Genomic DNA, 21,295 nt, shown 5'->3' with positions numbered 1-21,295 from the left:
GATTTAGTGGACGGCTGTCAGTCGGTGGCGATTAAACCGGCTCGTCCGTTATGCCGTCGTCGTAGGGGTGCTTGTGATGAACGAGGCTCTTACCGCCAGCCTCGACGTCTTGCGAGACCTTCATGCTGCCGTCGACCTCGACGCCGTTGCCGCCGGAAACCGCCATGCCGCCCTGGCCGGTGATCTGTTCCTGGACGTTGAGCTGCTTCGTCATGTTGACGCGCGGCGTGTCCATGTTGACTTCTTTCGAGGCCGCGATGTTCAGCGTCTCGGTGACGATGTCGATGATCCTGCCGCGCCGAAATATGATCGAGTCGCCTTCGTCGGTATAAATCGCGATCTCGCCTGGTTTCAAACCCTGAATACGGTATGACTCATGCTCCGTGGCCACGATAACACCATGGCTCGTTTTACCGCCGAGAGGGATGACGACGGCCATCGAGCCTTCCGGCGGATTGGAAGTAAATCCATAGTGCTGGAACAGCTCGATGTCGGGCGTCGTCTCTGCGGCGAGGCCGTCGACCTGGGCGAGCTGCACCGGCGTGTCGCTCGCGCAGAACGAGATCACGGCTCGGTATGCCTGACGCACGCCAGCCAGCGCGCGATCGATCTGCTTGCGGACTTCGTGAATCATTGCTTCGACTCCGTCGTGTTTCCGCTCGCGTCGGTCGTGATGATTGACAGCGGACCACCTCCTTTGTGGCGGTGCTTGCGCTTCGTGTGCGGATGCGCGTCGAGCACCCAGACGCCATCTTCCTTGAACGTAAGCGTCGTGCGCGCGCCGTCCTCGCGACCGCCTTCGAAACGACGACCCATCAGGAAATAGATGGCGTCGATCCCGTACTCCTCCCAAACGATGTGGACGCGCTGGCCGGGTTTCCACAACGTACCGCCTTCCGTTCGATGACCTTTGACCACGGCCTTCAGCGTGTGCGCATGGAGCCGAGAATCAGAGATGATCTTGCGAGCGCGCGCGGTGACGGCATCAAGGTTCGGCGCATCGTGGTCAACGTAGACCTTCGGTCGATATACCGTCACTTGCGAATCCTTCACGGTCGCCTTCAGTGCATTCTTTCCCCGCTCGGTGCGTGTGCCGTGCGACTGCGCCAGCACCGTGACGTCCGAGTAACGTTCGGCGATCGATTGTTCTTCGTCGAACGATTCGACGTTGTTGCCGCCGCCGTCGTTGCGCATGATGAGTTTCCCGACCGGCGCAGCGTTGTAGTCCGGGCCGCCGATGACGAGCGTCCCGTCCGGATCGAACCACGGCCACAATCCTTCGCCTTCTGCCGCGTGCGTCAGTGCGTCCCATGCCGTATCACCGGGATCGACCGATACCTTGTCCCAGGCCGGGATCTCTTTTTCGGTATCGATCCGGATTTTCGTGATTCCGAGCGGCCGGACGATGCTCGCAACGACGTCGTGCAGCGTGACTTGCTTCGCCGTGAAGACAGGCGCTGAACAGTCACGCAGGATCGCGGCCAGATCGCGGCCGTTGATCGACAGCGTTCGCTGCCTCTTGCTTGTATGACGTTTAACCGCATCGACATAGCCGACCAGGATAGTTTCCGAACCAACCTTCACCTGCACTGGTGCGCCGGCCGCAACGGACGCGGGCATCGGCCCTGTCGGCCTGGCGAGGCGAACCTCCCATGCATCGGCAGGCGTGAGTAGGTCGGAGTCGATCGAGTACGCGGTCCATTTGCTATGGACACGGCCGCCGATCAGAACCGACACGGTGTCATCTTGCGTAGCCACGAAGCACGTCTCCTCGATAGATGAAATTGGGATTGCGGATGCCAGGATTGAGACGCATCAGCTCGGCGGATCGGGAGTAGTCGCCATACCATCGGAACGCGAGCAGCGTCAGGTTGGACGGTGCATCGATCGTGCGCGACACGATCGGTGGCAACTGGTCGATCACGTCGACCGCCAGCTCCTGCACCGCGAGCGCCGTATCCTTCATCGGCTCGACGACGGGGCGATAGTCGACGAGCGCCATCGATTCCCGCGCGCCATCGATCGCGGCCTGCAGGTGCGTACGCGTGTCATTCGAGATCGACTCGACGTCGTCGGGCGTCAGGGTCGGTGTGTCCAGCTCGTTCGCCAGTACGTCCGACGCGATGCCGGCCAGCGTCGTGGCGACGACCGTGCTGACAAGCGCGGCCACCATCGCAACATCCGCGGGGTCGGCGTCGCGCGATCGCGATACCGACGTGGTCGACGAGCTGGTCGACGTCGATGCTGGCGTGCCTGGGATCGTCACGGTCTCGCCGGCCGCCGACGAGGCAGGCAGCTTCACAATGGTGTCCATCTGCGACCGCAGACCGTCCCAATCCGACATGACCAGGCCCGCGTCGAACGATCGGAAATCGGCAACGCCGCTGACCAGGCCAATCAGATCGCTCGCGAATGCACGCGGGAAGTCAACGTAGTCCAGGACCGTCGACCGGAAGCCCGTCACAAGATTGCGGATCGGCCCGAGCGTGTCGGACATCAGATCGCGCAGCGAATTGAGGCGGCGCAGGCCGGCCTTCGCCGACTTCAACGCATCCATCGCGGTCGCGAACGCGCTCACGCCGCTGTCCTGCGCAGTCTGCGCGACCTGGGCGGTTGCATCCGCGCGCTGCGTCGCGAGTTCGCCTGTGAAGAATGGATTGCCGGGGTTGGCCTTCGCGAAACGCAGCTCGACCTGGCACGCGTCGACGTCGTCGGCGTTGTGCGAGACGTGCCCACCGAGGAACTGCATGTCGGGCATGCTGCCGAACACCGGGTGCACCAGCTCGCCCGGACCTGGTTGCGAGATCGCGTTTAAAAATGTCTTCAGCCGCTCGTCGTAGTCGTCGCCGAAGAAAATCGCGGAGAGGGACGTTTCGCGCGCTTTTTGTCCCATGTCGACGATGTCTTCGCCGTCGACATGCGGATACGCATAGCGCGCGACCTCGCGCTCGATAGGATCGTCGGTGCGTTGCACGTCGAACACGACGCCCCGGAACGATGCATCCTGCAGGGTATCTTTCCACGCCATGTCAATTCCTCAGCGCGTTCTTCTGGTTGGCCGTGGTGACGAAGTCATATAGGTGCTGACCGTCGAGGTTGATCGTGAAGTGGCCTTCGACGATCGGCGGCTTCTCGTCTTTCTTCTGCGCATAGATCGCATCGCCGATCATCTTGCCGAGGCGTTCGCCCAGGTCGTGACCGAAGTAGCCGGCGACAGCACCGACACCGGCACCGATGACGTTTCCGAATCCAGGCACGACAGATCCAGCTGCTGCGCCGGCCATCAGGCCCGCACCCATGCCGGCGAGGCCGCCGACAGCGCCGCCCGCCGTGCCGATGTAGCCGGCCTTCTTCTGGTCAGGCGTCAGCGACGCGTCGTTCGAGATCGAGTACGCTTCGAACCCGCTCGCGCCGATGCCGATCGCGGCACCGATCGGGCCGAGGGTGCGAGCCATCCCGCTGAAGCGCGCGCCGAACGATGCCGCGCCGGCCGCGCCAGCACCTACCGCACCTGCGACGCCGGCACCGGCCGCAGTACCGCCGGCCAATCCAGCGCCGCCGCGAATTACAGCGAGGAACGCGAGCGGCGTCAGCGCCGCCGTCATCGTCCGCAATCCGATTGTCGTCGCTTCGATGGCCGATGTCAGGGCCGGATATTTCGAGGCATAGTCGGTCAGCTTCGACGCAGCATCACCGACTTTGTCGTTAAAGCCCGACATGGCATCCTGACGCCCGAAGAACAGCTCGTTCTGCGCCTGGTCAACCTTGAATGAGTTCGTGCCCTGGATGAGCGCAAAGTTGTCAGTGATGGCCGATTTCGGATCGAACACCTGGGCGGACACCTGCTTTCGATAATCTCGCTGCCCCATGTACGCGACGAGCGCGCCGATCGCCTGGCGGTCATGAATCAGCTTGCCGACTGCCGTTCCTTCGAGCAGATTAGCCTGGCTCTCGAGGATGGCTTTACGCTCACCCTCCGGAGCGCGCGCAAGCGCCGCCTGGTTGCGCTGATAGCGCTTGTCGCGGGACATCACGCGTTCGACTATGCCGACGAAAGCGTCGATCGCGTTGACGCCCTGGGCGCGCGACGATGCGAGGCTGCCCGTCAGGTCGATGCCGAGTCCCTTCGCCTTGTGCTGCGTGTCCTGCGAGTTGAGCTTTTCGAGCAGGTTGACGAGGTTGTTGCCGGCTTCGTCCTTCGTGCCGGCCGTGATGACGGCTGCCTGGTTGGCAACGACCAGGCGGCCGAAGTCTTGCAGGCCCGACATGCCGGCCTGCTTGGCGAGTGCCATCTGCTGCGGCAGCCACTTCGACATATCCTTCAGCTCGAAGCCACCGGCCTGACCGCCCTTGAGCGCCATGTCGAGCGCCCGGGGAATCTCGGCTTCCTTGATGCCGAAGTTTTGCATCGCCCGGATCGCAATGTTGCCCAGCTCGTTCGGGTTCGCACCCGAGCCGGTCGCGAACTTCTGCAGCGTCGGCAGGATACTCATCGCGGTCTTGTCGCTGACCGCGCCGGAGGCGAGCAGGTTGTCCAGCGTGTCGGCCGCTTGGTCAGGAGAACCGCCTCCCTGGCGAACAGCATTGCGGATTGCGGCATCCAGTTCGCGGACGCCCTGGCGTCGGCCGGCAACGCTGCGATCGGAGAATGCCGTGTTCGCCATCATCGTCAACCGACGATCGTAGGCCATCGTTTCGTTGACGGCAGGTGCGACGACCATCGTGCCGGCTGCTGCACCTGCGACGGCTGCGCCAGCCTTCCACGCCATGCCGATGCCACGCCCGGTGCGCGCGAGCGCGCTTTCCTGTTGCTGGACGCCACTCAGCTCACGACGCAGGTCTGCGACTCGACCACTCAGCGCCGCGAATGCGCGAGCCTGTTCGTTGGTCGATGCAAACCCGGCGCGGGCGAGACGGTTATATGCGGCGACCGTTTGGTCGATCTCGCGGCGAATGGTTTGCTCGGAACGAATGCCGATCTGTTGCCGCGCGGCCGCAAGGCGCTGCGACGACGTCAGCATGTTCCGATCGGCGCGCGCTTGGGCTACCTGCGTTTGCTGGATGTTGCGCTGGACAGCCTGTTCGGCACGCGCGGATTGCGTCATACGCACGTCGTACAGCATGCGGCTCGACGTGACCGCGACGCGGGACATGTCCGTGTATGACTGCGCGGTTTGCTTAACGCCGCGCTGGACGTTTCGCTCTACCTGCTGAGACGGTGCGGAGACCTGGTCCCGCATCCGTACTGTCATGCCAACTTCGAGATCGCGGGGCATAGGTCAGGTCTTCAGTTTGGGACGCTTGCGGCGCAAGCTCCTGATGGTTCGGGCCTCGGTGTGTTGATCGCCACGCTTCGGCCCTTTGCCGCGAAGCGTGGCGATCGCATCGAGATATCCCTCCAGCTCGACGTCTGTCAGTTGCCGGAATCGCTCGTCGCCGATACCGTGCTGCCCGAGGATGACGGCGGCAAGTCGGAGGGGACGTAACCGGGCTTCAGCTCCTTTCGCTTTTTTTTGAGCCGTTCCTGCGCCGCGAACAGCATGTCGTAGTCGCTGTCGACGGCCGTATCGATCAGCTCGGCCGTGATGGCTTCGGTCGGGATCGTGCCGAGCGACACAATGCTCCGTGCCAGCACCGCAGCGTTCACGCGCATGTTGCAGACGCCGCCACCGATGATCGTCGGTTCCTCGTATGCCGCGATGTTGTCCGCGACCGTGGCGAGGCGCAGCTCGAAGTCGTAGTGCAGCTCGCCGCTGTCGACCGGATACTCGATGCCGTATTCCAGCGAACCCTTTTCCGTCAGTTTCATTCTTCCACCCGTCGAGTTGCGAAGATCGTCAGATCGCGACGCGCTTCGTTGTCCACCGAATACTGGTCGCCCATGTCCTGCGTGACGCAGTCCTGGTAGCTCACACGCTTACCACCCGGCGACGCCGGGAAAATGGTCAGCTTGCCGCCTTCCATGTTCCACCAGTCGATCTCGTCGCCCGAGAGAGGGATCACGACCGTGACCTTCAGCTCATGAGACTCGACGCCGCGTGCGAACCCCTTCACGCGACCAGTGCGGTTCATGGTCCGCACCGGCTTTTTGCCGGTTTGTGACGTCGGGTTGACCGACACCACCTCGGCTTCCTTGCCGTCGACCTCGAGCACGATCGCCCCGACGTATTCTTCAAGTGCCATTTCCTGCTCCTATTGTTGCGAATCGAACCCGTCCCGCTAGCTGAGAATCAGATCGATCTCGGCCGCGAACACGTGGAGTCCGGGCACGACCGGCGCCGGCAATTTGCCGTTCAACTGGCCGATGCTCTGTTCATCCTTCTCGAAGATGAACGAGTTCTTCCAGGTGTCGATGTCCTGGAGAATTTCCAAATCCTCCAGTTTGTATGCCACGTCCAGCATCTCGCTGCGCACCTGGGCGGGAATCCGCGGTGCCAGCTTCGAGCGCGAGAAACGCAGCGAGAAGCGTTCACGCCATGCCTTGCGCGAATAGTCGAGCGACCGAATCGTGGTGATGTCGAGCATCGACGGGTCGTTCACCCCCTGCGGATTGACCAGATACGTGCTGATCGCACGCTTGATCTGAACCGAGTTGTTGTCCGGCCCGACTTCGAGCGGCGTCAGACCTTCGTGCAGCGCCTTTTCCTTTTCGGTCCGGCTTGCCTGTTTGTCGACGGACACCACGTCGAGTCCGGCGATCGGAAGCGTGTTGAACGGGCGTGCCGGGTCGGGTTCGCTCCCGATCACGGCGGCATAGCCGGCCGCGACCTCCGCGACGTGGCTGACCGAATTCGGATACCAACCGAACGTGATGCGCCCGCTGTTGATCGAACTGGCGAGGGTCGCGCTTTCCGAAATGGTGCCGACCACACCTGCGACGGCGACGCACGGGCGCATTTCCATCGCTCCCGAGATCCGGTCGGCGAACGATCGAATCTTGGTCAACGCGTCGAGTTGCGCCCAGCAAGAGGCAACGATCGTGTACCGGGATGCAAAGACCGCATCCAGCGCGGGTTCCGGGTCCGGATCGTTCAGGCCACCCGCCATCGCGACAATCGCTGCCGTGATCCCGGCAGCTTGATTGAGTTGCGACAACTGGATGCTGTTTCCGGTCACACCTTTGTTTTTCGCAGTGATCGTCAACACCGCGTCCTCGGCCGCAGCCGTGACATGCAGGGACGGCGTTTGCACGATCGCAGCGACCATCGCGGCGGCGACGTCGGCTGCGGTGTCGCCGACGTTCACGGCAACATCGATGCGCTGCCGGCCCACGTAGAGTGCGAATGCGCCGTCGACAGTGGAAGTTCCCGCGAACGTCACCGTTGCGTGCGCCGCCTGGCCAGCGGCAGCATCGTCGACAGCGATCGCGGTGATCGAGATGTACGGATTTGCCGTGATCGCCGCACGCACGGCGATGTCGATCAGCGATCCTGCACCGAAGTACAGCGCGGACTCGTCGCTCGAATAGACGTCGGTCGGAACCAGTGCCGGCACCGTTCCCGCGTCCGTGCGCTGGCCGACGATCAAGAGACTCTGATCATTGGTCGGCAACGAACGAAGCGCAAGCGTCGTGTTGTACTCGATGTACTGACCCGGCGAACGAATGCCCGACGGAATCGTGCTGAGACTGACATTTTTGCTTGCCATATTCAGGCTCCTTTCGCGCTGTCTTTGTCACTCGAAGCGACTTTCTCCGCAGCCGCAATCACCTTCGGCTCGGCGATGAGATCGCCTTCCGCGATGCGACGTCGGTAATACGTCGTGTTCGGAACATCGACCACTACCGAGTCCGTGACGTAGCGTCGGAACCCGGTCTCCATCGGGACGCGCAATCCCTTTCGCGCGATAACTTTCATCAATCACTCCTGTGATGGTTTCAGAACCCAATCCTGGGCGTCCGGCTGAGACGATTCGCCTGGCTTCAGGAAGTAGCTGAACAGCACCGCATCCAAGTCGGGCGTTGGCGGGTCGATCTGGCCGCCATAGTCCTCGAACACTTGGCCGAGCGGGCCTTCGGACTCACCCTGCGGAAATGCTCCGACGAACAACGTGTCTTCGATCCATGCCGTCCGAAACTCCAGTGCGTAAACCGACATCGCGTCGCCGCGCACCTGCGTGTTGAACAGCGTTCGGATCGGACCAGGCGCAAAGTTGCGGATCGGCAGCCCCATGTCCTGCTGATTGAGCAGATGCCGCACGCACGAGATCAGCAGGTTGGTGCCGATCTCAGCCTTCGCGACGCCACCGTGTCGACTGGACTCCTCGCTGCGCACGCTGCGCGCGCCGACCATCACGACGAAAGTCGCTTCCGACTTCCACTTCGACCGGCTGGTGCTGTGCGGATCGGTGCGCGGGACGCCGCCGAACGTCACCCAGGCGGCCGGGAAGCGCCGCACGACCGAATCCAGCTCGTCGCTGTCGAACTCGCCGCCGTAGGTCTTGACCTCGGACACCATCCGCCCGAGACCACGCTTCAGGCGGTCGACCATCGCCAGCTCGACGGCCGTGATGATCGGTACGTACGTGCCGACTGCGCCGGATGTCGTATCGCTCATCAGAACGCTCCTCGATCACGTGACGAGAAAATCCGCGTGCCTTGATCGAAGCGGATCGTGTTGCCGGGTTGAACGGTCGAACCAGCCGGGTCGACACCAAGCGTGACCGTACCGTCGGCCGCCATCGTCAAGAACTTGATGGCGTCGCGATAGCGGTTGCGAATCTCGTCGGTGTCCCGCGCTTCAGCGCCGACCAGGCGATAGCGGGCGATATCACAGCACAATCCAGCCAGGAAACGCGGCACGTTGGTGATCGGCAGGCGATACCGCGCGGCGAGGTAGGTGTCCATCTCTGCCGCCGCGTCATCCAGGGCACGCGCCAGCAATGCCGAATCGATCTCGCCCAGGCGTTCGCGATCCGTGAGCGCGATGACTTCCATGCTCCCGAATCGGCTCACCATATCGTCCTGAGTGGCGTATCCCATGGCTTACGACTTCCGGCCCTGGCTGCTGCTCTTGGCACCTGCGGTCGACTTCTCGGCCGCGTCGATCGCGCCCTGGCGCTCGTCGAGCTGGCGCGCGAGTTCGTTCAGGTCGTTCTCGCGCGTGACCAGCCCCGCGTAGCGCTCGTCGAACTCGACGACGCGGGCCTTCAGGTCGGCCTCGGCTGCATCCAGCTCGGCCCGTGCCTTCGCGAGTGCGGCTTCGCGTGCAGTCAGGTCAGTTTCGATGTCGGCGAGCGCCAGGGCGCGCTTGGCGTCGTCCTCGCTGACCTGGAGCGTCAGTGTGTCGACGTGGGCCAGATGCTTCTTCACGTGGTCCGCGTGGTGGTGCGGGAGCCGTTCCGCTTCCGCTTCGTCGAGTTCGATCGCCGTGTGGACCACCACCAGAGACTTGTCCTCGGTGATCGCGCGGTATGCGTCCGGATGAAACGCTGCCAGCGCGATCGTTTGCGGCGTGCGGCCGAATACATGGCCGGCTCGACGAAAGGTGTCCGCCTTCGCGGCCACCGAAATGGCCGGGTGTTTCTGCTTTTCCATGACCTGTCCTATATGTATACGTGTCGCGCAACCGGAACCCACCATCGACCGCAGCTCCGGGGCTACCTTCCTCCGCGCTTATCGGCGTCGCGCGGCAGTGCTCAGGGGCGAAGTGTTACTGCGGGATCGCGCCGGTGCCGGTCGAGCCGGCCGCGAGCTGCCAGAAGCCGAAGCCGCCGGCCGCGCGTGCTTCTGCGCCAAACTTGAACTTCTTGCGCATGAACACGTCATTCGCTTCCGGATCGACCTGCTGCACGAATACGGGCGCCTTGCGCTCCTGGTACACGAAGGGCTTGATCGGCTTCGTCGTGTCGAGCAGGTACCACGCGGTGTCGGACAGCAGCCGCGCATCGCACACGACCTTCGACGTGCCCTTGTACGGATTCGGCATGCCGTCGTTCAGGCGGTCGTTCGTCATCAGTGCGTTCGCCACGTCTTCCAGTGCCGGCGGAACGAGCAGGACGTTCGGCGTGATGTTCAGCGGCCGGCCTTCGTCGTCCTGTACCTTGCGCATCGCGGTGCGCACCGACCCGTAGGTCGCGATCGCCGCAGCCTGGCCGGCGATCGTGAGCGGCAGCGCGAACTTGTTCGAGGTCACGCCGCGCCCGACCGGATGATCGGTGTCGAAGAAGTACTGGCCGTCGTAGCAGTTTTTCTCGAACGCGTGGTTGACCAGGTCGTAGATGATCTCGTCGGGCAGTTGTTTGGCCGAGTAGCCGGCCTGCTGCGCCTGGGGCGCGTAGATGCCGAGGCGATCGTCTTCGATGTCGTTGCGATCGACCTCGACCGTGGCCTCGAAGTCGTCGTTGATCACGGTGTAGCCGTGTGCCTTGAGCGCCTTGACGTTCTTGTCGCCGATCCACTTCGCCATCTTCGGGAAGCGATCGAGCCACGCATACAGCTCCTCGCGGCCGCTCGACGGGACGAGCATCGCGATTTGCTGCCACGTCGACGGCGCAGCTTCGAAGGCGTTGTTGAAGATGGCCTGCAGGCCGATGAAGATCTGGTTGATCGATTGTGCGTTGACCAGCATGGTTGCTCCTGTTATTGAACCCAGACGCCATCGGCGTCGACGCCGACGACGATGCCGGCCTGCGAGCGCGTGCCCGCGCCGTCCGTTGCGGCCACCGTCTGGTTGTCGGCGACGTAGCACGCCTTGCCGAGCTGCGCCTGAGTGACGGCATCGGTGCCGAGGTTTTCCCACTTGAACGCTCTCAGGCGACGGACCTGGACGGTCTTCGCGCCATCGGCACCGGTCGAGTTGTCGACGTACTGTTCGGCGCGGCCGAGGTACGTCAGGTTGGTTGCCGTCGAACCTTCCACCGCGAGGCCGGCCGCGCTGGCGCAGACGATGACGCCGGCCCGGATCACGGTGTTGGCCTTCACGGGCACGCCAACGGTGTCACCGTCGATGTACGGGGTGTTGCGATCCTGGGTCGTCGCGCTCACTTCGCACCTCCTTTGGTCTTCGCATACTGTTCCGGCGTCAGGCCGAGCTGGCGGCAGACAGCGAGTTCGCCGGCTTCCGTCGTCACCTCGGTTTCCTTGCCGCCGCCCGATTCACGGCCGCCGGTCTGCGTGCTGCGCAGCGCCGCGATCGGCGTGGCCGTGTCCAGGTATTGCTTGAGCTGCGCGAAATTCGACTTGCCCAGGTCGCGGGCCCACGACTCCTGGGCCGGCAGCAGGCGGCCGTCGGACAGCGCCACCGTGATCAGGCCGTCGACCTGGCCTTGCTGCGACTGGTTGGTCAGCGTCGCGACCTGGTCACGCAGCGCGTTCATCGTCTCGATCGGCACGTACTTCGCCGGATCGGGCGTCGCACTGGTCAGCGCAGTGATGCGTTCGCCCTGCGACGTCAGCACGGCACGCACGTCGACCGGCGCGGTGTCGGTCGCGCCGAGCACCTTCGCGAACGCCGTGGCCGCCGCCGTGGCTTCCTGCTCGGTGGCCGTCGCCGGCAGATTGAAGATCAGCCGCAGCGCGGCCAACAGCTCTTTCATGGATTGCTCCTGAGAAGGATCGGCCGGCGCATCCCGGCCGGCGGTGGGTGAAAATTCGGGGGAGACGAGACGGGACGCCGCAGCGAGCATCACTTCGTCCATGCCATCGAGCGCCGGGTTGTTGGTCAGCGCGGCGTTGATGAGCTGCAGGACGTTGCCTTCGGCGTCGTAGGTGAACACCGGCGAGATGAAGCGGTATTCCTTCGCCTCGACGAACGCCGACGCACGCGCTGTCCATTCCACGTCGGTGGCATAAAGCCCTTGGCCCTCGCGCCACTCGACCGCCTTGATCCAGGCGGCGGCTGGCGCAGGCGTGCCACTCGTCGCGGCCGACAGCGTCTGGTGTTCGTAGTCGAGCACCATCGGTGTCTTGCGGGCAGCCATCGCCGCGACCAGACGCTTCGCGCAGTCAGGGGTGACGCGCCAGGCGGCGCATTCGGCGGGGCGACCGTCGTTCGCACGGAAGTCGCCGGCCGGCAGCAATTGCAGCGTGCCGGAACCGGGCGTGATCTCTAGCGAGAGGGAGGCGAAGAAGAGCTTGTCCATGCCGCCATGGTGGCGGCCGGCGTGCTAATAATTCAGTGGACGAATGTCAGCGGGAAGTGATCTCACCGGATTCGGATGAGGGGATGGCAATTCGAATGCCATTTGGATCGATTTTAACGGGGGTTTAACGGGCCTCTTACCCCCATCCCGGCATATCGGGTGCCTGAGCGACAGAATCGGCTCAAATCGCGCGACAGGTCATTCGTGGAAAAGACGCCGAAGGTAGGCGGACACGTCCAGTTCGATCTCGACGTTGTCGGACTCGGTCAGGGCAAGGAACGGACGCGCCGGAATCTTGATCGTCCAGCCCTGGGTGCGCGTCCATTTAACGATTTTGACCTGTTTGTGATCCTTTTTCGCGAACACCGCCAGGTGTGGATGGTCGGCCTGCCGAAGCAGTGCGCCATTTCGATCCTTGCGCAGCCGAACGTAACCGGACATGGGATGACGCTGGATCGTGCCGCCGAACTGGTGGATCGCCGCGTATACAACATTGGTGCCGACGCGGGCCGATGTCGCGTCGTTCGACCGCACGATGCTGCTCGATAGACGGCCGCGTCGGGTCAGTATCTTGTCCGACGCGGCGTCGAAGCGCCGGTTCTTCTGCGTCGATGGCGCCAGACCCAGCCATTTCGGCCGTCCCTGTTGCGCGAAGTTGTCCTCGACCGCCTCCCACATCGACTGGGCGATCAGGCCGGTGATCGGCGACGCATCGTTCATCAGCGCACGAACTCGCGTCATCGCGGCATCGAACCGGGATTCGTCGATTTCGACTTCGATCATGCCGCTCGTCATTGGCTCTCTCCCTTGTGTCGGCGATAACGCAGGAACGTCCCGCGTACCGTGTCGAGATAAGCGCGGCGGTCGTCGTCCGACGCGCCGACGTCGGCCGGGAACGTCACGCTACCCGTCCAGCCGTCCTGGCCATGGTCGAAAACCGTCACGCCCCAGTCACCGGCTTCGTTCTGCAGCGTCTGGATGTAACGGCGGCGCAGCGACCATGCACCGTCGATCTGCGCCCAACCGAGCCAAACCTCATCCGGCTCCCTGACCGCCTGTGCCAAAAGTGCGGCATCGCGACCACGATCGGCGAGGTTGGCCGCCCAGCGGCCGGCCCCGTCCTGGAACATCCATTCGTTGACCTGGAGCAGCTCGCCCGTGACGTCGCGATAGGTGGCCGGCTTGCCGAGCGTCGCGCCGAACTCGCGCATGAACACCTGGGCGTATTGCTCCGGCGGCAGACCGGCCGGCAGGACAGCGTCGGGGCGTACGCGCGTGGTTGGCGGCAGCGGCGGCAGCTCCGCGCCGGCCGGCAGTGTCTGCGGCAAGGTAGTCATTGGTGGGGGCGTGAACGGCTTCGCCCATTCCGCACCAGGGTTCGAGCCGAAGCCCGGATCGGGCAGCAGCTTTCGTCCGGTTGCCGGGTCTTTGTACGCGAGCGCGGGCTGTTTCGCTCCGGACCGGTCGACGATCTCGACCTCGACGATGTTCCCCTTGCTGTCGCGTACCGGGATACCGTTCTGCTCGACATACGCACGCGTGCGGGTGCGCACACGACAGCGGCATCGATACCCATTGGGTGGATAGAACGTCTGCCAGAACGGATCGTCGTAACGGTAGATCGCGCCCGAGAGCGCGCGGTGCGCGGGCCGCGTGCGACTGTCCAGGACCGCGACGTACTCCCAATAGGGGTGGGTGTCCACCGCCTCGAGCTGGGATGCATACCGGCCAGCCATATAGGCCGACTGCATGTTGGTCTGGAATATAGTATCCAGTCGACGGGGCGTCAGACGCTTGCCCTCGATCTCGCCAGTGGCCTGGTCGACGATCATGCCTTTGCCGAGCCAGCCTTTGCGTTCTAGGATCGGCGTGAGCTGCCGTTTGAACTCGGCAAGCGTCGTTCCTTTTTCCAGCGACGTCGCGAGCGCCTGGCGGATGTCCTGGAGCACGTCGACCTTCATCACGCCCGCGACCGTGAACGCTCGCGCATGCGTCTCGGCCGCAACGTCCTGCCACCGGAACCCGATCTTGTAGCCCTTCGACTCGAAGTAAGCGATCGCCTTCTCCGGAGGCAGGCCGATCGCATAGGCGAGGTCAACCGCCATTCACACGCCCCCAGACGTCGGCGACGAACATCGCACGCGCGAGCAGCTCCGCGATCTCGGTTTCATCCATGTCCGGCTCGGCCGCGAGCAGCAGCTCGATCGCGTCGTCTGGAGATTGACCATTCCGAATCGCAAGGATCACGGGCGCGAGCAGCTTCTGCATCGCCGTGTCGATCGGATCGGCCGGCAATGTGGCGGCAGCCTGGTCGAGCGCATGCTGATCCGGATAGATGACCTCGCCACGTTCGTTTGTCATTACGGCGACGTAACGGATGCGCGAATTCGCGGCCGTTTTGACACCGGTGAGCGGGAGTCCATCTTTGATCGGACGCAGCGCAGGCGGTACGACCATGTCCGGTTGAGGGATCGACAGCAGCTCGTCGTCATCCTCCGGCTCCGGAATCGACAATTTCTCCTGCGCCCACGATCGCTTGATCTTCAGTCCCATGCCGACCAGGGGCGGGATGGCTCGCGAGAACATCTCCAGATCGGCCGGCTCACGCGTCTCGAACGTGAACTGCGGGCAGCGCAGCCGATCGATCTGGCCGCGGTTGAGGATGACCATGGTATAGATCAGATCGCGCGTGATCGTGCTAGCCAGTTGCCGCGCGTCCGACGTCATCAGGTCGTGGCGCACTTCGTTGTGGACGTTGCCGAGCGCATGCGTCGACGACTTGCCGTCCGCCTGGCTGGTCAGCGTCCCGCCCAGGATGACCTTCGATTCCGTGCGCTCGCACCATTCGACCATCGACATATGCGGAACGTGCGTTCCGTCAGCAGCCTGCTGGAACTCGATCTTCATCGCTTCAGGGATGATGCCGGCCGCGTTGTGGCCGATGCCGGCAATGGCTGCCAGCAGTGCATCCTTCTCATCATCACCCACGCCGGCCGGGTATTTGCCGACGCGCAGAGGCAGACCGTAGATCTCCAGGAACTCGGCCAGATCACGCACGCTGTAATTCTTGAACAGGTACGGCCATACCAGGACACGATGCAAACCGCCGCGCGCAACGTAGCCTGACTTCGCCTTGTGGCGATGCATGATCCAGCCGGCCGGCCAGAGCGGCAGACCATCGACGTCCGCGCCACGAAGCCGGATCTGGTTGCGATCGGAGATCGGGTTCATGAACCACCGTTGCGGTCGATGATTGAACGCCTTCGGATACCAGAGCTTGCCGAGCTGCTGCCACTCGATTTCCAGCGCCGCGAAGCCGTGACCGATTGCGTCGAGGCAATCAAGCATCATGTCCTCGAAGTCGGGCATGTCGCTAATCCATTCGCGAACCTCTTCGGTCAGCGCCTTCTCGGCGGCAGTCGCGTTACGCGGCGGCTTGACGTCATAGTCGAGCGTCAGGATCACGCGCTTGCGCTTGCTCATCTCCGCGAAAATGTGTCCGTCCTTCTCCTCCATGTCGGCGAACAGGTCGGACTGTTGGATGATCTGGCCACGCTCGGCTGCATCGAGCAGCTTATGCAGGCGCTCCGGCGTCAGCCCGCGCGCCGGGTGCATCTCGAAGCTCTGCGTCAGCCAGCCGAGCTTCGACGTTTGCGGTTCGGCCAATACCTGACTGTCGATCGGGTTGCCGTTGATGTCGACGATCTTTGCCATGTTTCCCTCTACCATGCCCCTTGTCCGAAGCGTCCACCAAGTGACGCTCCGTCTTTCGAATTACCGCCGCGCTTCGGTACGGCGATGTATCCGCCGGTCGCGAAGTGCGCGCGAGACTGCGCGATCATCCAGAGGATGTGCAGCGCGGTTAAACCGTCGAAGTGGTGATCGCCCTGCGGCTCCGGCCATTCGTCCAGCTCGGCGAGCAGCGTCGTCAATCCGCTGTTAAACAGAATCGACGGTGCAACGCGATCGGTCACATACGGTTCCAGCGAATCGATACGCAGCTCGGGCGCGACGGTGGCGGTCACGCCGACGAGCGGCAGCGGCTCACCGGCGCGGAGCGCGGCCTTGATCAGATCCTGGCGCGCCCATTCGTACGCGTTGTTGTTCTCGAAGCCGAACGCAAGGCATTTGTATTCGCGCTGTACCTTGATGAGATCCGATTCCAGCTTCGACGGCACGCGCCGCTTGATCTCCGCATAGACAACATGGAGCTTGCGACTCGGCACGTCCAGGCCGCCGACCAGGATCGCGGACGGATCGGACTTCTCGTTACGGCCCATAGACGGGTCGCATGCGCCGAACATCAGCCAGGACTGCAGCCGCTGCACCCAAAACGTGATGTGCCCGAACACCTTGTCATCCTCGGTGCGTGGGTCGCCCTGCATCTCGGTCGCGAATGCGCGCGGCGATTTCGCGCGCTGGCGCATCAGGTAGAACAGCGTGCGGACGGACGGCCACGACGTCACAGCACCAGCGTCCATCGCTGCCTGGTTGGCGACGTAGAACCTGTACGACGGCAGATCGGTGTCGGCGATCGACTCACCACGTGCGGCAGCGGATTCGATCGCCGGCTTGTCGTCGTTCAGCATCAGTGCTTCGCACTGTTCCCACAGATTCATGTTCGTCGGCATGTGCGCGATCGCGCGGAAGTGGTGGACGATATGGCCGATCGTGCGCTTCGCGCGCGAGATCGGATCATCCTTGTCCAGCACCGTGCCGACGCCGATGTATTTCACGCTACCGTCAGGCGGGCCGAGGTAATCGATCGCCTTTTCCAGCCACGTCCAACGATTTTGGCGCTCGGTCGGACTCTTTGCTTCGGCGTCGGTGATCAGGTCATCGCCCATCAGTACCTTCGGACGGCTCGCGCCGTGGAACGTACCGCGAATCGCCTGCTCGGCACCGAACGGCTCGACCTTGACGCCGTTCTTCGTGATGAACTCGCCGACCTTCCACTTCGCAGTCTTGCCGCACACTTCCGGGAAGTCGAGCTGGAGCGATGCGTTAGCGGTCAGCTCCGTTTTAACGACTTCGAGCAGCTTGGTCGGCAGAGACGTTTCGGCACCGAGCAGAATGATGTAGTCGAGGAATGACGGCACTTCACCGGTCCAGCCGACTTCGCTCCGGATTTCCTCGCGCTGCAGTAGCCCCTGCACGACGATGTACACCGGGCCGATCTTCGTGCACATGGACGACTTCGCCTCGCCCCGTGGCGCGACCCACCATTCACGGGAGCCGCCAGCCTGGCGCAGTAGCTTCGGGAACCGACTGCAGAAGTGCGCCTGGAACAGCGAAGGCGTGCCGCGAATGTGGTGCGGGAAGTATGTGTACGCGAAGAACTGGTAATCGCCGTCGACGAGCACGCGTCGACGGCGCTCCAGGCGTGCGGCCGGTGACGGATCGAGGCCCGTTGCATGGGCCTCGATGTCGCGCCGCAGTTCGGCCTGCAGCTCGGCGATTTCCTTGTGGAAATCCTTCTCCGTGAACTTCTGGACCATGTCAGTCCGCCTTCGCGTCGATCAGTGCTTGGTGGAGCTTGTACGCGTCGATACCGTCGAACAGGTTATGCGTCACGTAGATCACGCTGCCAGTGACCACCTCAACAACGAGGCGCGTATCACGTTCACGATGTTCGATACGGGCGCTAACGACGTGAGCAGGATTCACCGCGTTATCGCGGGTCAGTTTAAAAAGCATGTCGTTACCTCAACCGTAGGCCGTGGCCAGCTCGTCTCCGAACGGGCCGAGGACGTCGGCGAACGCACCGACGTGCTCCGGATAGCGATCCTTGATGAACGTCGCCAGGCGCTGCACGACACCCATCGCGATCGCCAGCTCGTTCGTCTCGGGCAGCACGCGCTTCGACGCGTTGATCGTCTTGTTGTACGCGTCGGCGAGGCTGGCCAGCATCGCGACCTTGTCGGCCGGCTTCATCTCGGCGCTGTCCAGCTCGTCCATCGTCGCCTGGTATTGCGTAACCATCCCGGCAAGCATCTGGCGCGCTGCGCCCTCGATACCACCGCCGGCGAGCAGCTGCGCCGCCTGCGCCTTCTCCCAGTCGTCGCCGGCCACACGTGCGTCATCCTTCCACCGCCGCGCGGTGGAATAGTTGACGCCGCTCTTCATGGCGGCGACTTCTAGCGACAGCCGGTCGAACACGAATGCTCGACGGACCTTGTCGCGAACTTCCTTCGAGTAGGCCATGCGCGTTACAGACCGAGCTTCGCGCGTGCGAACGAGATACCCATCGCGACGATGCCACCAGCCACGGCACCAGCACCCGCGCCGGCTGCTGCGCCGTACTTGATCGCGCGCTTTTCGACCTTGGCCATCTGGTCTTTCAGTTCGTCGACCCCGGCGTCGATCTTCCGCAGCATCTGCATTTCGGGGCTGTCGCCCGTATTGACGTCGCTCATTGCTTGTCCTGTTTCTTGTCCAGCTTGTTGTTGATGTCGGTCAGCTTCTGGTCGATACCGCGCAGACCGTCTCGGAATTCGTCACGCACCTCGCGATGCTCCGAACGTGGCACGTAGTCGCGGGCCATCATTTCGCGTACCGCCGCGATCGCTTTCTGGAACTCGCTGTCACGGGTTTCATTCGCCTTCAGCTTTTCCTGCACGCTGCGAATCCATGACATGCCGAACAGTTGGACCACGCCGAGCAGCAACGTGAACACGCCGATCAAAATCGCTGCCGGGTCGAGCGTCACTTGCATGGATACCTCCGGTTCAGCACCTGCTCGCGGCGCTCCTGGCATTCGATGCAGAAGCGACATCCCGGTACCGCGCGGCGGCGCTCCTCAGGAATTGGCTCGCCGCATGCCTCGTTCTGGCAGAAAGGCTCGGATTCCGCGGTGCTTCGTGCTGGCCGCGTTGCGGCTGCGATCGCGAGCGCGCGATACTGCTCTTCGATGTCGCTCGCGTGGTCAAAGTCGTCCATCTATTGCTTGTCCTCGTCGTCGGGAACGGCTGCCTTCACGCCTTTCAGTTTCGATTCGGTGTTGCGGCTGCGGGCAGCGTAGTCGGTGAACCAGTCGAGGACGTCCTGCTGTGATACCCCGGAGTCAATGGCGGCATCGGGGCCGGTAATTCCAGCAATGCCGCCGGAATCGGTGCTTGCCTGCAGGGCACCGTCAGCGGAATCGGGGATGCCGGCTGCTGCGTTCCACAGGCGGACAAAGCCCCGAGTGAACACACACTGATAAACAGTGACGGCAGACGCAGCGGCCGCAGCACGCGGCACGGTCGATACATGAGGTTGCGCAACAGCATCGATATGCTCCTTGAGGGTGCCGATCTGGGTCGTGGTCGTGCCCTGGTCGGCGAGGAATTGAACCTCGGCGTGCTGGCCGCGCAGGACGTTGTCGGCATACTTGCCAAACGCCTGGCTCGCGGCCACTGCGGAATCGCTCGCCTGCCGCGCCTTGTAGTCGGATAGCGCCTGGTTGCCTTTCGCTTCGGCGACGCCATAGCCGTGCTGATACGTTGCAGCGAACGCGAACGCGATCAACGCTGCTGCGGCGATAGCCGCGACGACCTTCGCGTACTTACTGATCATTTCCACCAGATGCCTCCTTTGGCGCGCGACCGCGCCACGCACCGATCGCCTGGATGACTGCGGAGTAGCCGCCGACGCAGCCGAGATAGATGAGCCAGGTATCGAACGTGAGCTGATTTCGAACGCCCTGGTAGATGAACATGCCGGTCGCGACGGCCGACGCGATGTTCGGCCAAAGCTTCGCGTGCGACAGCTTGCCGTCGTGGCCGGTGATGAGGTCGCAGATGTGCATCGAGTCGCCCCTTTGGTTAGGCGATCGCGACCGTACCACCCGCAGCCTTGTATGCGGCGACGAGCATTGCGATGTCGTTTTGATGCTGGCCGTAGTCGTTACCGGGCAGCGACGCCCAGATGTTCGAACACGCTTTGATCGCAGCTGCGATCTGCCCGGATGCGATCAGCGGAAGCGCACGGCGTTCACGAATCTGCTGAATTGCGATGAGGTCTTGCGACGTCGGGCTGAAGTCGCGCAGGTTGAGCTGCTTTGCATACGGCGCGTAGTAGCGCGACAGCAACTGGTAGCGACCGGCAGCGGTGGAGTTCGTCTCTGCGTTGTAGACGTTGGGATGAGTGGTGTACGAACTGAACGTCAGCAGCCTGGCCGGCACGGTGTAACGGACACCCGCGCTGTTCTTCTTCTGGATCGGCCCGTGCGAGCCGACCAGTACGTTATAGCCGTCGTCGCTGTTCTGACGTGTCCAGCTATCGATCTCGCTCGCGGCGAGCATGTCGAGGAAAGCGAGGACGTTCTTGCCGCCGACTACCTCTGCACTGATGCGTGCCATTTATTTTTCCCATACGTTGCAATATGGGACGACTCTATTGGGGCGCCGGTAATCCTCTCAGATGTCTCATGTCAGTAAGTGGAAAGCCCCTCGAATAGAGGGGCTTCGTAGTGGCATCAACGGCGACCGAATAGCAGTTTTTCAGAGGATTTTGGACATGTCCAGCTTTCGGTAGTGTCGCCGCTCTTGTCGGTCGTAATCACCGACAAGCATCCGCGCGCTGGAGGCTTTCCTGGTTCGCCCGACCCGACGACGCTGATTGTAGGCGATGGCGGATTGGCAATGTCGTTTCTGCAGGCAGAAAGAGATTCGAGATACCTCTTGCGATTTTTTTCAAGGAACCGTGACGAACCGGAACGTGCCTTCTCGACTTGCGCTAACCACATATTTTCCGCTGCGGCACCAACTGATGCGCAGTGAGAAAACGGCCCCGTTCCAGTATTGCCAAATTTTGCCTCGACTTCGCGAGCAAGTGATGCAACCTGCTGGCTATGTTCTGGGACTTCCGGTGTCAGCCCGCCTATCCGGTAGCGCTCCGCAATTAGGTTCCCTCTGGCAACGGCGGTCTGTACAGTTTGTAGAGCGGTCCATGCTTCCGGCTTCAATTTCTCGTATGCCGCAATATCTGCTGAATTGTCGCCGATGACGGAGAAGCGCGACTTTTCGGCAGTAGCTGTCGAGACACCTGTGATGCAAGCGATACCGAGCAGGATCAACTTCATTTTCAATCGCATGACTCTCCCGATTGGTCTAGTGGTCTGGTATTCGAATACGGCTGAAGGCCCGCCAAATTGTGCCACGGCCAGGCGATGCTTCATGGTTCGCTATCGAGAAATGAAAAAGCCCTGCGTAAAGCAGGGCTTCGTTCAATC

27 protein-coding genes are annotated in these 21,295 nt (G+C 62.8%); all 27 read right to left on the bottom strand.

Annotated features, from left to right (window positions below; translation table 11 throughout):
* Positions 1–31 precede the first annotated feature (31 nt).
* Positions 32–634: a phage baseplate assembly protein V gene (locus tag DIE13_RS18480; RefSeq protein ID WP_124828497.1), complete on the bottom strand. Its 603-nt coding sequence runs from the start codon at positions 632–634 to the stop codon at positions 32–34.
* Positions 631–1,758: a phage baseplate assembly protein gene (locus tag DIE13_RS18475; RefSeq protein WP_124828496.1), complete on the bottom strand. Its 1,128-nt coding sequence runs from the start codon at positions 1,756–1,758 to the stop codon at positions 631–633. The genes DIE13_RS18480 and DIE13_RS18475 overlap by 4 nt, the downstream gene beginning before the upstream one ends.
* On the bottom strand, positions 1,742–3,028 hold the full coding sequence (locus tag DIE13_RS18470) for a DNA circularization protein (RefSeq protein ID WP_124828495.1): 1,287 nt from the start codon (positions 3,026–3,028) through the stop codon (positions 1,742–1,744). The genes DIE13_RS18475 and DIE13_RS18470 overlap by 17 nt, the downstream gene beginning before the upstream one ends.
* A gap of 1 nt (position 3,029) precedes the next feature.
* Positions 3,030–5,276 (bottom strand): phage tail tape measure protein, encoded by a 2,247-nt coding sequence (locus DIE13_RS18465; protein ID WP_124828494.1) that lies wholly within the window; start codon positions 5,274–5,276, stop codon positions 3,030–3,032.
* Between the two features lie 137 nt (positions 5,277–5,413).
* Entirely contained in the window at positions 5,414–5,809 is a 396-nt protein-coding gene (locus DIE13_RS18460; protein WP_124828493.1) for a hypothetical protein, read from the bottom strand.
* On the bottom strand, positions 5,806–6,183 hold the full coding sequence (locus tag DIE13_RS18455; RefSeq protein ID WP_124571555.1) for a phage tail protein: 378 nt from the start codon (positions 6,181–6,183) through the stop codon (positions 5,806–5,808). The genes DIE13_RS18460 and DIE13_RS18455 overlap by 4 nt, the downstream gene beginning before the upstream one ends.
* Before the next feature lie 36 nt (positions 6,184–6,219).
* A complete protein-coding gene (locus tag DIE13_RS18450) occupies positions 6,220–7,410 on the bottom strand; it encodes a phage tail sheath subtilisin-like domain-containing protein (RefSeq protein ID WP_260435058.1) in 1,191 nt (396 codons plus the stop codon).
* A 239-nt stretch (positions 7,411–7,649) separates the two neighbouring features.
* On the bottom strand, positions 7,650–7,856 hold the full coding sequence (locus tag DIE13_RS18445) for a hypothetical protein (protein WP_124828491.1): 207 nt from the start codon (positions 7,854–7,856) through the stop codon (positions 7,650–7,652).
* 3 nt (positions 7,857–7,859) lie between these two features.
* Positions 7,860–8,555, bottom strand: a complete 696-nt coding sequence (locus tag DIE13_RS18440; protein ID WP_124828490.1) for a DUF1834 family protein — start codon at positions 8,553–8,555, stop codon at positions 7,860–7,862.
* Positions 8,555–8,980 carry a gp436 family protein gene (locus DIE13_RS18435; RefSeq protein ID WP_124828489.1) on the bottom strand — a complete coding sequence of 142 codons (426 nt, stop codon included), beginning with the start codon at positions 8,978–8,980 and terminating at the stop codon, positions 8,555–8,557. Before DIE13_RS18435 ends, DIE13_RS18440 begins: the two co-directional genes overlap by 1 nt.
* Before the next feature lie 3 nt (positions 8,981–8,983).
* Positions 8,984–9,535: a hypothetical protein gene (locus tag DIE13_RS18430; RefSeq protein ID WP_124828488.1), complete on the bottom strand. Its 552-nt coding sequence runs from the start codon at positions 9,533–9,535 to the stop codon at positions 8,984–8,986.
* A gap of 115 nt (positions 9,536–9,650) precedes the next feature.
* Positions 9,651–10,568 (bottom strand): Mu-like prophage major head subunit gpT family protein, encoded by a 918-nt coding sequence (locus tag DIE13_RS18425; RefSeq protein WP_124828487.1) that lies wholly within the window; start codon positions 10,566–10,568, stop codon positions 9,651–9,653.
* A gap of 11 nt (positions 10,569–10,579) precedes the next feature.
* Positions 10,580–10,984, bottom strand: a complete 405-nt coding sequence (locus DIE13_RS18420; protein WP_124828486.1) for a hypothetical protein — start codon at positions 10,982–10,984, stop codon at positions 10,580–10,582.
* Positions 10,981–12,081, bottom strand: a complete 1,101-nt coding sequence (locus tag DIE13_RS18415) for a phage protease (protein ID WP_124828485.1) — start codon at positions 12,079–12,081, stop codon at positions 10,981–10,983. Before DIE13_RS18415 ends, DIE13_RS18420 begins: the two co-directional genes overlap by 4 nt.
* 198 nt (positions 12,082–12,279) lie before the next feature.
* A complete protein-coding gene (locus tag DIE13_RS18410) occupies positions 12,280–12,864 on the bottom strand; it encodes a phage virion morphogenesis protein (RefSeq protein WP_124828484.1) in 585 nt (194 codons plus the stop codon).
* An 8-nt stretch (positions 12,865–12,872) separates the two neighbouring features.
* Positions 12,873–14,186 (bottom strand): phage minor head protein, encoded by a 1,314-nt coding sequence (locus tag DIE13_RS18405; RefSeq protein WP_124828483.1) that lies wholly within the window; start codon positions 14,184–14,186, stop codon positions 12,873–12,875.
* Positions 14,176–15,795 (bottom strand): DUF935 domain-containing protein, encoded by a 1,620-nt coding sequence (locus tag DIE13_RS18400; RefSeq protein WP_124828482.1) that lies wholly within the window; start codon positions 15,793–15,795, stop codon positions 14,176–14,178. The genes DIE13_RS18405 and DIE13_RS18400 overlap by 11 nt, the downstream gene beginning before the upstream one ends.
* Before the next feature lie 8 nt (positions 15,796–15,803).
* A complete protein-coding gene (locus tag DIE13_RS18395; RefSeq protein WP_260435057.1) occupies positions 15,804–17,579 on the bottom strand; it encodes a hypothetical protein in 1,776 nt (591 codons plus the stop codon).
* A 1-nt stretch (position 17,580) separates the two neighbouring features.
* Entirely contained in the window at positions 17,581–17,778 is a 198-nt protein-coding gene (locus DIE13_RS18390; RefSeq protein ID WP_124828481.1) for a hypothetical protein, read from the bottom strand.
* 9 nt (positions 17,779–17,787) lie between these two features.
* Positions 17,788–18,285, bottom strand: coding sequence for a DUF1804 family protein (locus DIE13_RS18385; RefSeq protein WP_124828480.1), 498 nt, complete (start codon positions 18,283–18,285; stop codon positions 17,788–17,790).
* 5 nt (positions 18,286–18,290) lie between these two features.
* A complete protein-coding gene (locus DIE13_RS18380; RefSeq protein ID WP_111311865.1) occupies positions 18,291–18,497 on the bottom strand; it encodes a hypothetical protein in 207 nt (68 codons plus the stop codon).
* Positions 18,494–18,796: a hypothetical protein gene (locus tag DIE13_RS18375; RefSeq protein WP_175023600.1), complete on the bottom strand. Its 303-nt coding sequence runs from the start codon at positions 18,794–18,796 to the stop codon at positions 18,494–18,496. The genes DIE13_RS18380 and DIE13_RS18375 overlap by 4 nt, the downstream gene beginning before the upstream one ends.
* Entirely contained in the window at positions 18,787–19,020 is a 234-nt protein-coding gene (locus DIE13_RS18370; protein ID WP_124828479.1) for a TraR/DksA C4-type zinc finger protein, read from the bottom strand. Before DIE13_RS18370 ends, DIE13_RS18375 begins: the two co-directional genes overlap by 10 nt.
* Entirely contained in the window at positions 19,021–19,638 is a 618-nt protein-coding gene (locus tag DIE13_RS18365; protein WP_124828582.1) for a hypothetical protein, read from the bottom strand.
* Entirely contained in the window at positions 19,628–19,870 is a 243-nt protein-coding gene (locus DIE13_RS18360) for a hypothetical protein (RefSeq protein ID WP_124828478.1), read from the bottom strand. The genes DIE13_RS18365 and DIE13_RS18360 overlap by 11 nt, the downstream gene beginning before the upstream one ends.
* Before the next feature lie 16 nt (positions 19,871–19,886).
* Positions 19,887–20,423, bottom strand: coding sequence for a glycoside hydrolase family 104 protein (locus DIE13_RS18355; RefSeq protein ID WP_124828477.1), 537 nt, complete (start codon positions 20,421–20,423; stop codon positions 19,887–19,889).
* A gap of 116 nt (positions 20,424–20,539) precedes the next feature.
* Positions 20,540–21,241 (bottom strand): hypothetical protein, encoded by a 702-nt coding sequence (locus tag DIE13_RS18350; protein ID WP_124828476.1) that lies wholly within the window; start codon positions 21,239–21,241, stop codon positions 20,540–20,542.
* Positions 21,242–21,295 lie beyond the last annotated feature (54 nt).

The sequence above is a fragment of the Burkholderia sp. Bp9016 genome, assembly GCF_003857765.1.
Classification (GTDB): domain Bacteria; phylum Pseudomonadota; class Gammaproteobacteria; order Burkholderiales; family Burkholderiaceae; genus Burkholderia.
This window is presented reverse-complemented; position numbering and strand designations above follow the sequence as displayed.

Bases quoted from the DNA above. Each gene is read 5' to 3' on its own strand.
- DIE13_RS18480 (WP_124828497.1), bottom strand. From the start codon at position 634: ATGATTCACGAAGTCCGCAAGCAGATCGATCGCGCGCTGGCTGGCGTG.
- DIE13_RS18470 (WP_124828495.1), bottom strand. From the start codon at position 3,028: ATGGCGTGGAAAGATACCCTGCAGGATGCATCGTTCCGGGGCGTCGTG.
- DIE13_RS18465 (WP_124828494.1), bottom strand. From the start codon at position 5,276: ATGCCCCGCGATCTCGAAGTTGGCATGACAGTACGGATGCGGGACCAG.
- DIE13_RS18460 (WP_124828493.1), bottom strand. From the start codon at position 5,809: ATGAAACTGACGGAAAAGGGTTCGCTGGAATACGGCATCGAGTATCCG.
- DIE13_RS18455 (WP_124571555.1), bottom strand. From the start codon at position 6,183: ATGGCACTTGAAGAATACGTCGGGGCGATCGTGCTCGAGGTCGACGGC.
- DIE13_RS18445 (WP_124828491.1), bottom strand. From the start codon at position 7,856: ATGAAAGTTATCGCGCGAAAGGGATTGCGCGTCCCGATGGAGACCGGG.
- DIE13_RS18440 (WP_124828490.1), bottom strand. From the start codon at position 8,555: ATGAGCGATACGACATCCGGCGCAGTCGGCACGTACGTACCGATCATC.
- DIE13_RS18435 (WP_124828489.1), bottom strand. From the start codon at position 8,980: ATGGGATACGCCACTCAGGACGATATGGTGAGCCGATTCGGGAGCATG.
- DIE13_RS18430 (WP_124828488.1), bottom strand. From the start codon at position 9,535: ATGGAAAAGCAGAAACACCCGGCCATTTCGGTGGCCGCGAAGGCGGAC.
- DIE13_RS18425 (WP_124828487.1), bottom strand. From the start codon at position 10,568: ATGCTGGTCAACGCACAATCGATCAACCAGATCTTCATCGGCCTGCAG.
- DIE13_RS18415 (WP_124828485.1), bottom strand. From the start codon at position 12,081: ATGGACAAGCTCTTCTTCGCCTCCCTCTCGCTAGAGATCACGCCCGGT.
- DIE13_RS18410 (WP_124828484.1), bottom strand. From the start codon at position 12,864: ATGATCGAAGTCGAAATCGACGAATCCCGGTTCGATGCCGCGATGACG.
- DIE13_RS18405 (WP_124828483.1), bottom strand. From the start codon at position 14,186: ATGGCGGTTGACCTCGCCTATGCGATCGGCCTGCCTCCGGAGAAGGCG.
- DIE13_RS18400 (WP_124828482.1), bottom strand. From the start codon at position 15,795: ATGGCAAAGATCGTCGACATCAACGGCAACCCGATCGACAGTCAGGTA.
- DIE13_RS18395 (WP_260435057.1), bottom strand. From the start codon at position 17,579: ATGGTCCAGAAGTTCACGGAGAAGGATTTCCACAAGGAAATCGCCGAG.
- DIE13_RS18390 (WP_124828481.1), bottom strand. From the start codon at position 17,778: ATGCTTTTTAAACTGACCCGCGATAACGCGGTGAATCCTGCTCACGTC.
- DIE13_RS18385 (WP_124828480.1), bottom strand. From the start codon at position 18,285: ATGGCCTACTCGAAGGAAGTTCGCGACAAGGTCCGTCGAGCATTCGTG.
- DIE13_RS18380 (WP_111311865.1), bottom strand. From the start codon at position 18,497: ATGAGCGACGTCAATACGGGCGACAGCCCCGAAATGCAGATGCTGCGG.
- DIE13_RS18375 (WP_175023600.1), bottom strand. From the start codon at position 18,796: ATGCAAGTGACGCTCGACCCGGCAGCGATTTTGATCGGCGTGTTCACG.
- DIE13_RS18370 (WP_124828479.1), bottom strand. From the start codon at position 19,020: ATGGACGACTTTGACCACGCGAGCGACATCGAAGAGCAGTATCGCGCG.
- DIE13_RS18365 (WP_124828582.1), bottom strand. From the start codon at position 19,638: ATGATCAGTAAGTACGCGAAGGTCGTCGCGGCTATCGCCGCAGCAGCG.
- DIE13_RS18360 (WP_124828478.1), bottom strand. From the start codon at position 19,870: ATGCACATCTGCGACCTCATCACCGGCCACGACGGCAAGCTGTCGCAC.
- DIE13_RS18355 (WP_124828477.1), bottom strand. From the start codon at position 20,423: ATGGCACGCATCAGTGCAGAGGTAGTCGGCGGCAAGAACGTCCTCGCT.
- DIE13_RS18350 (WP_124828476.1), bottom strand. From the start codon at position 21,241: ATGAAGCATCGCCTGGCCGTGGCACAATTTGGCGGGCCTTCAGCCGTA.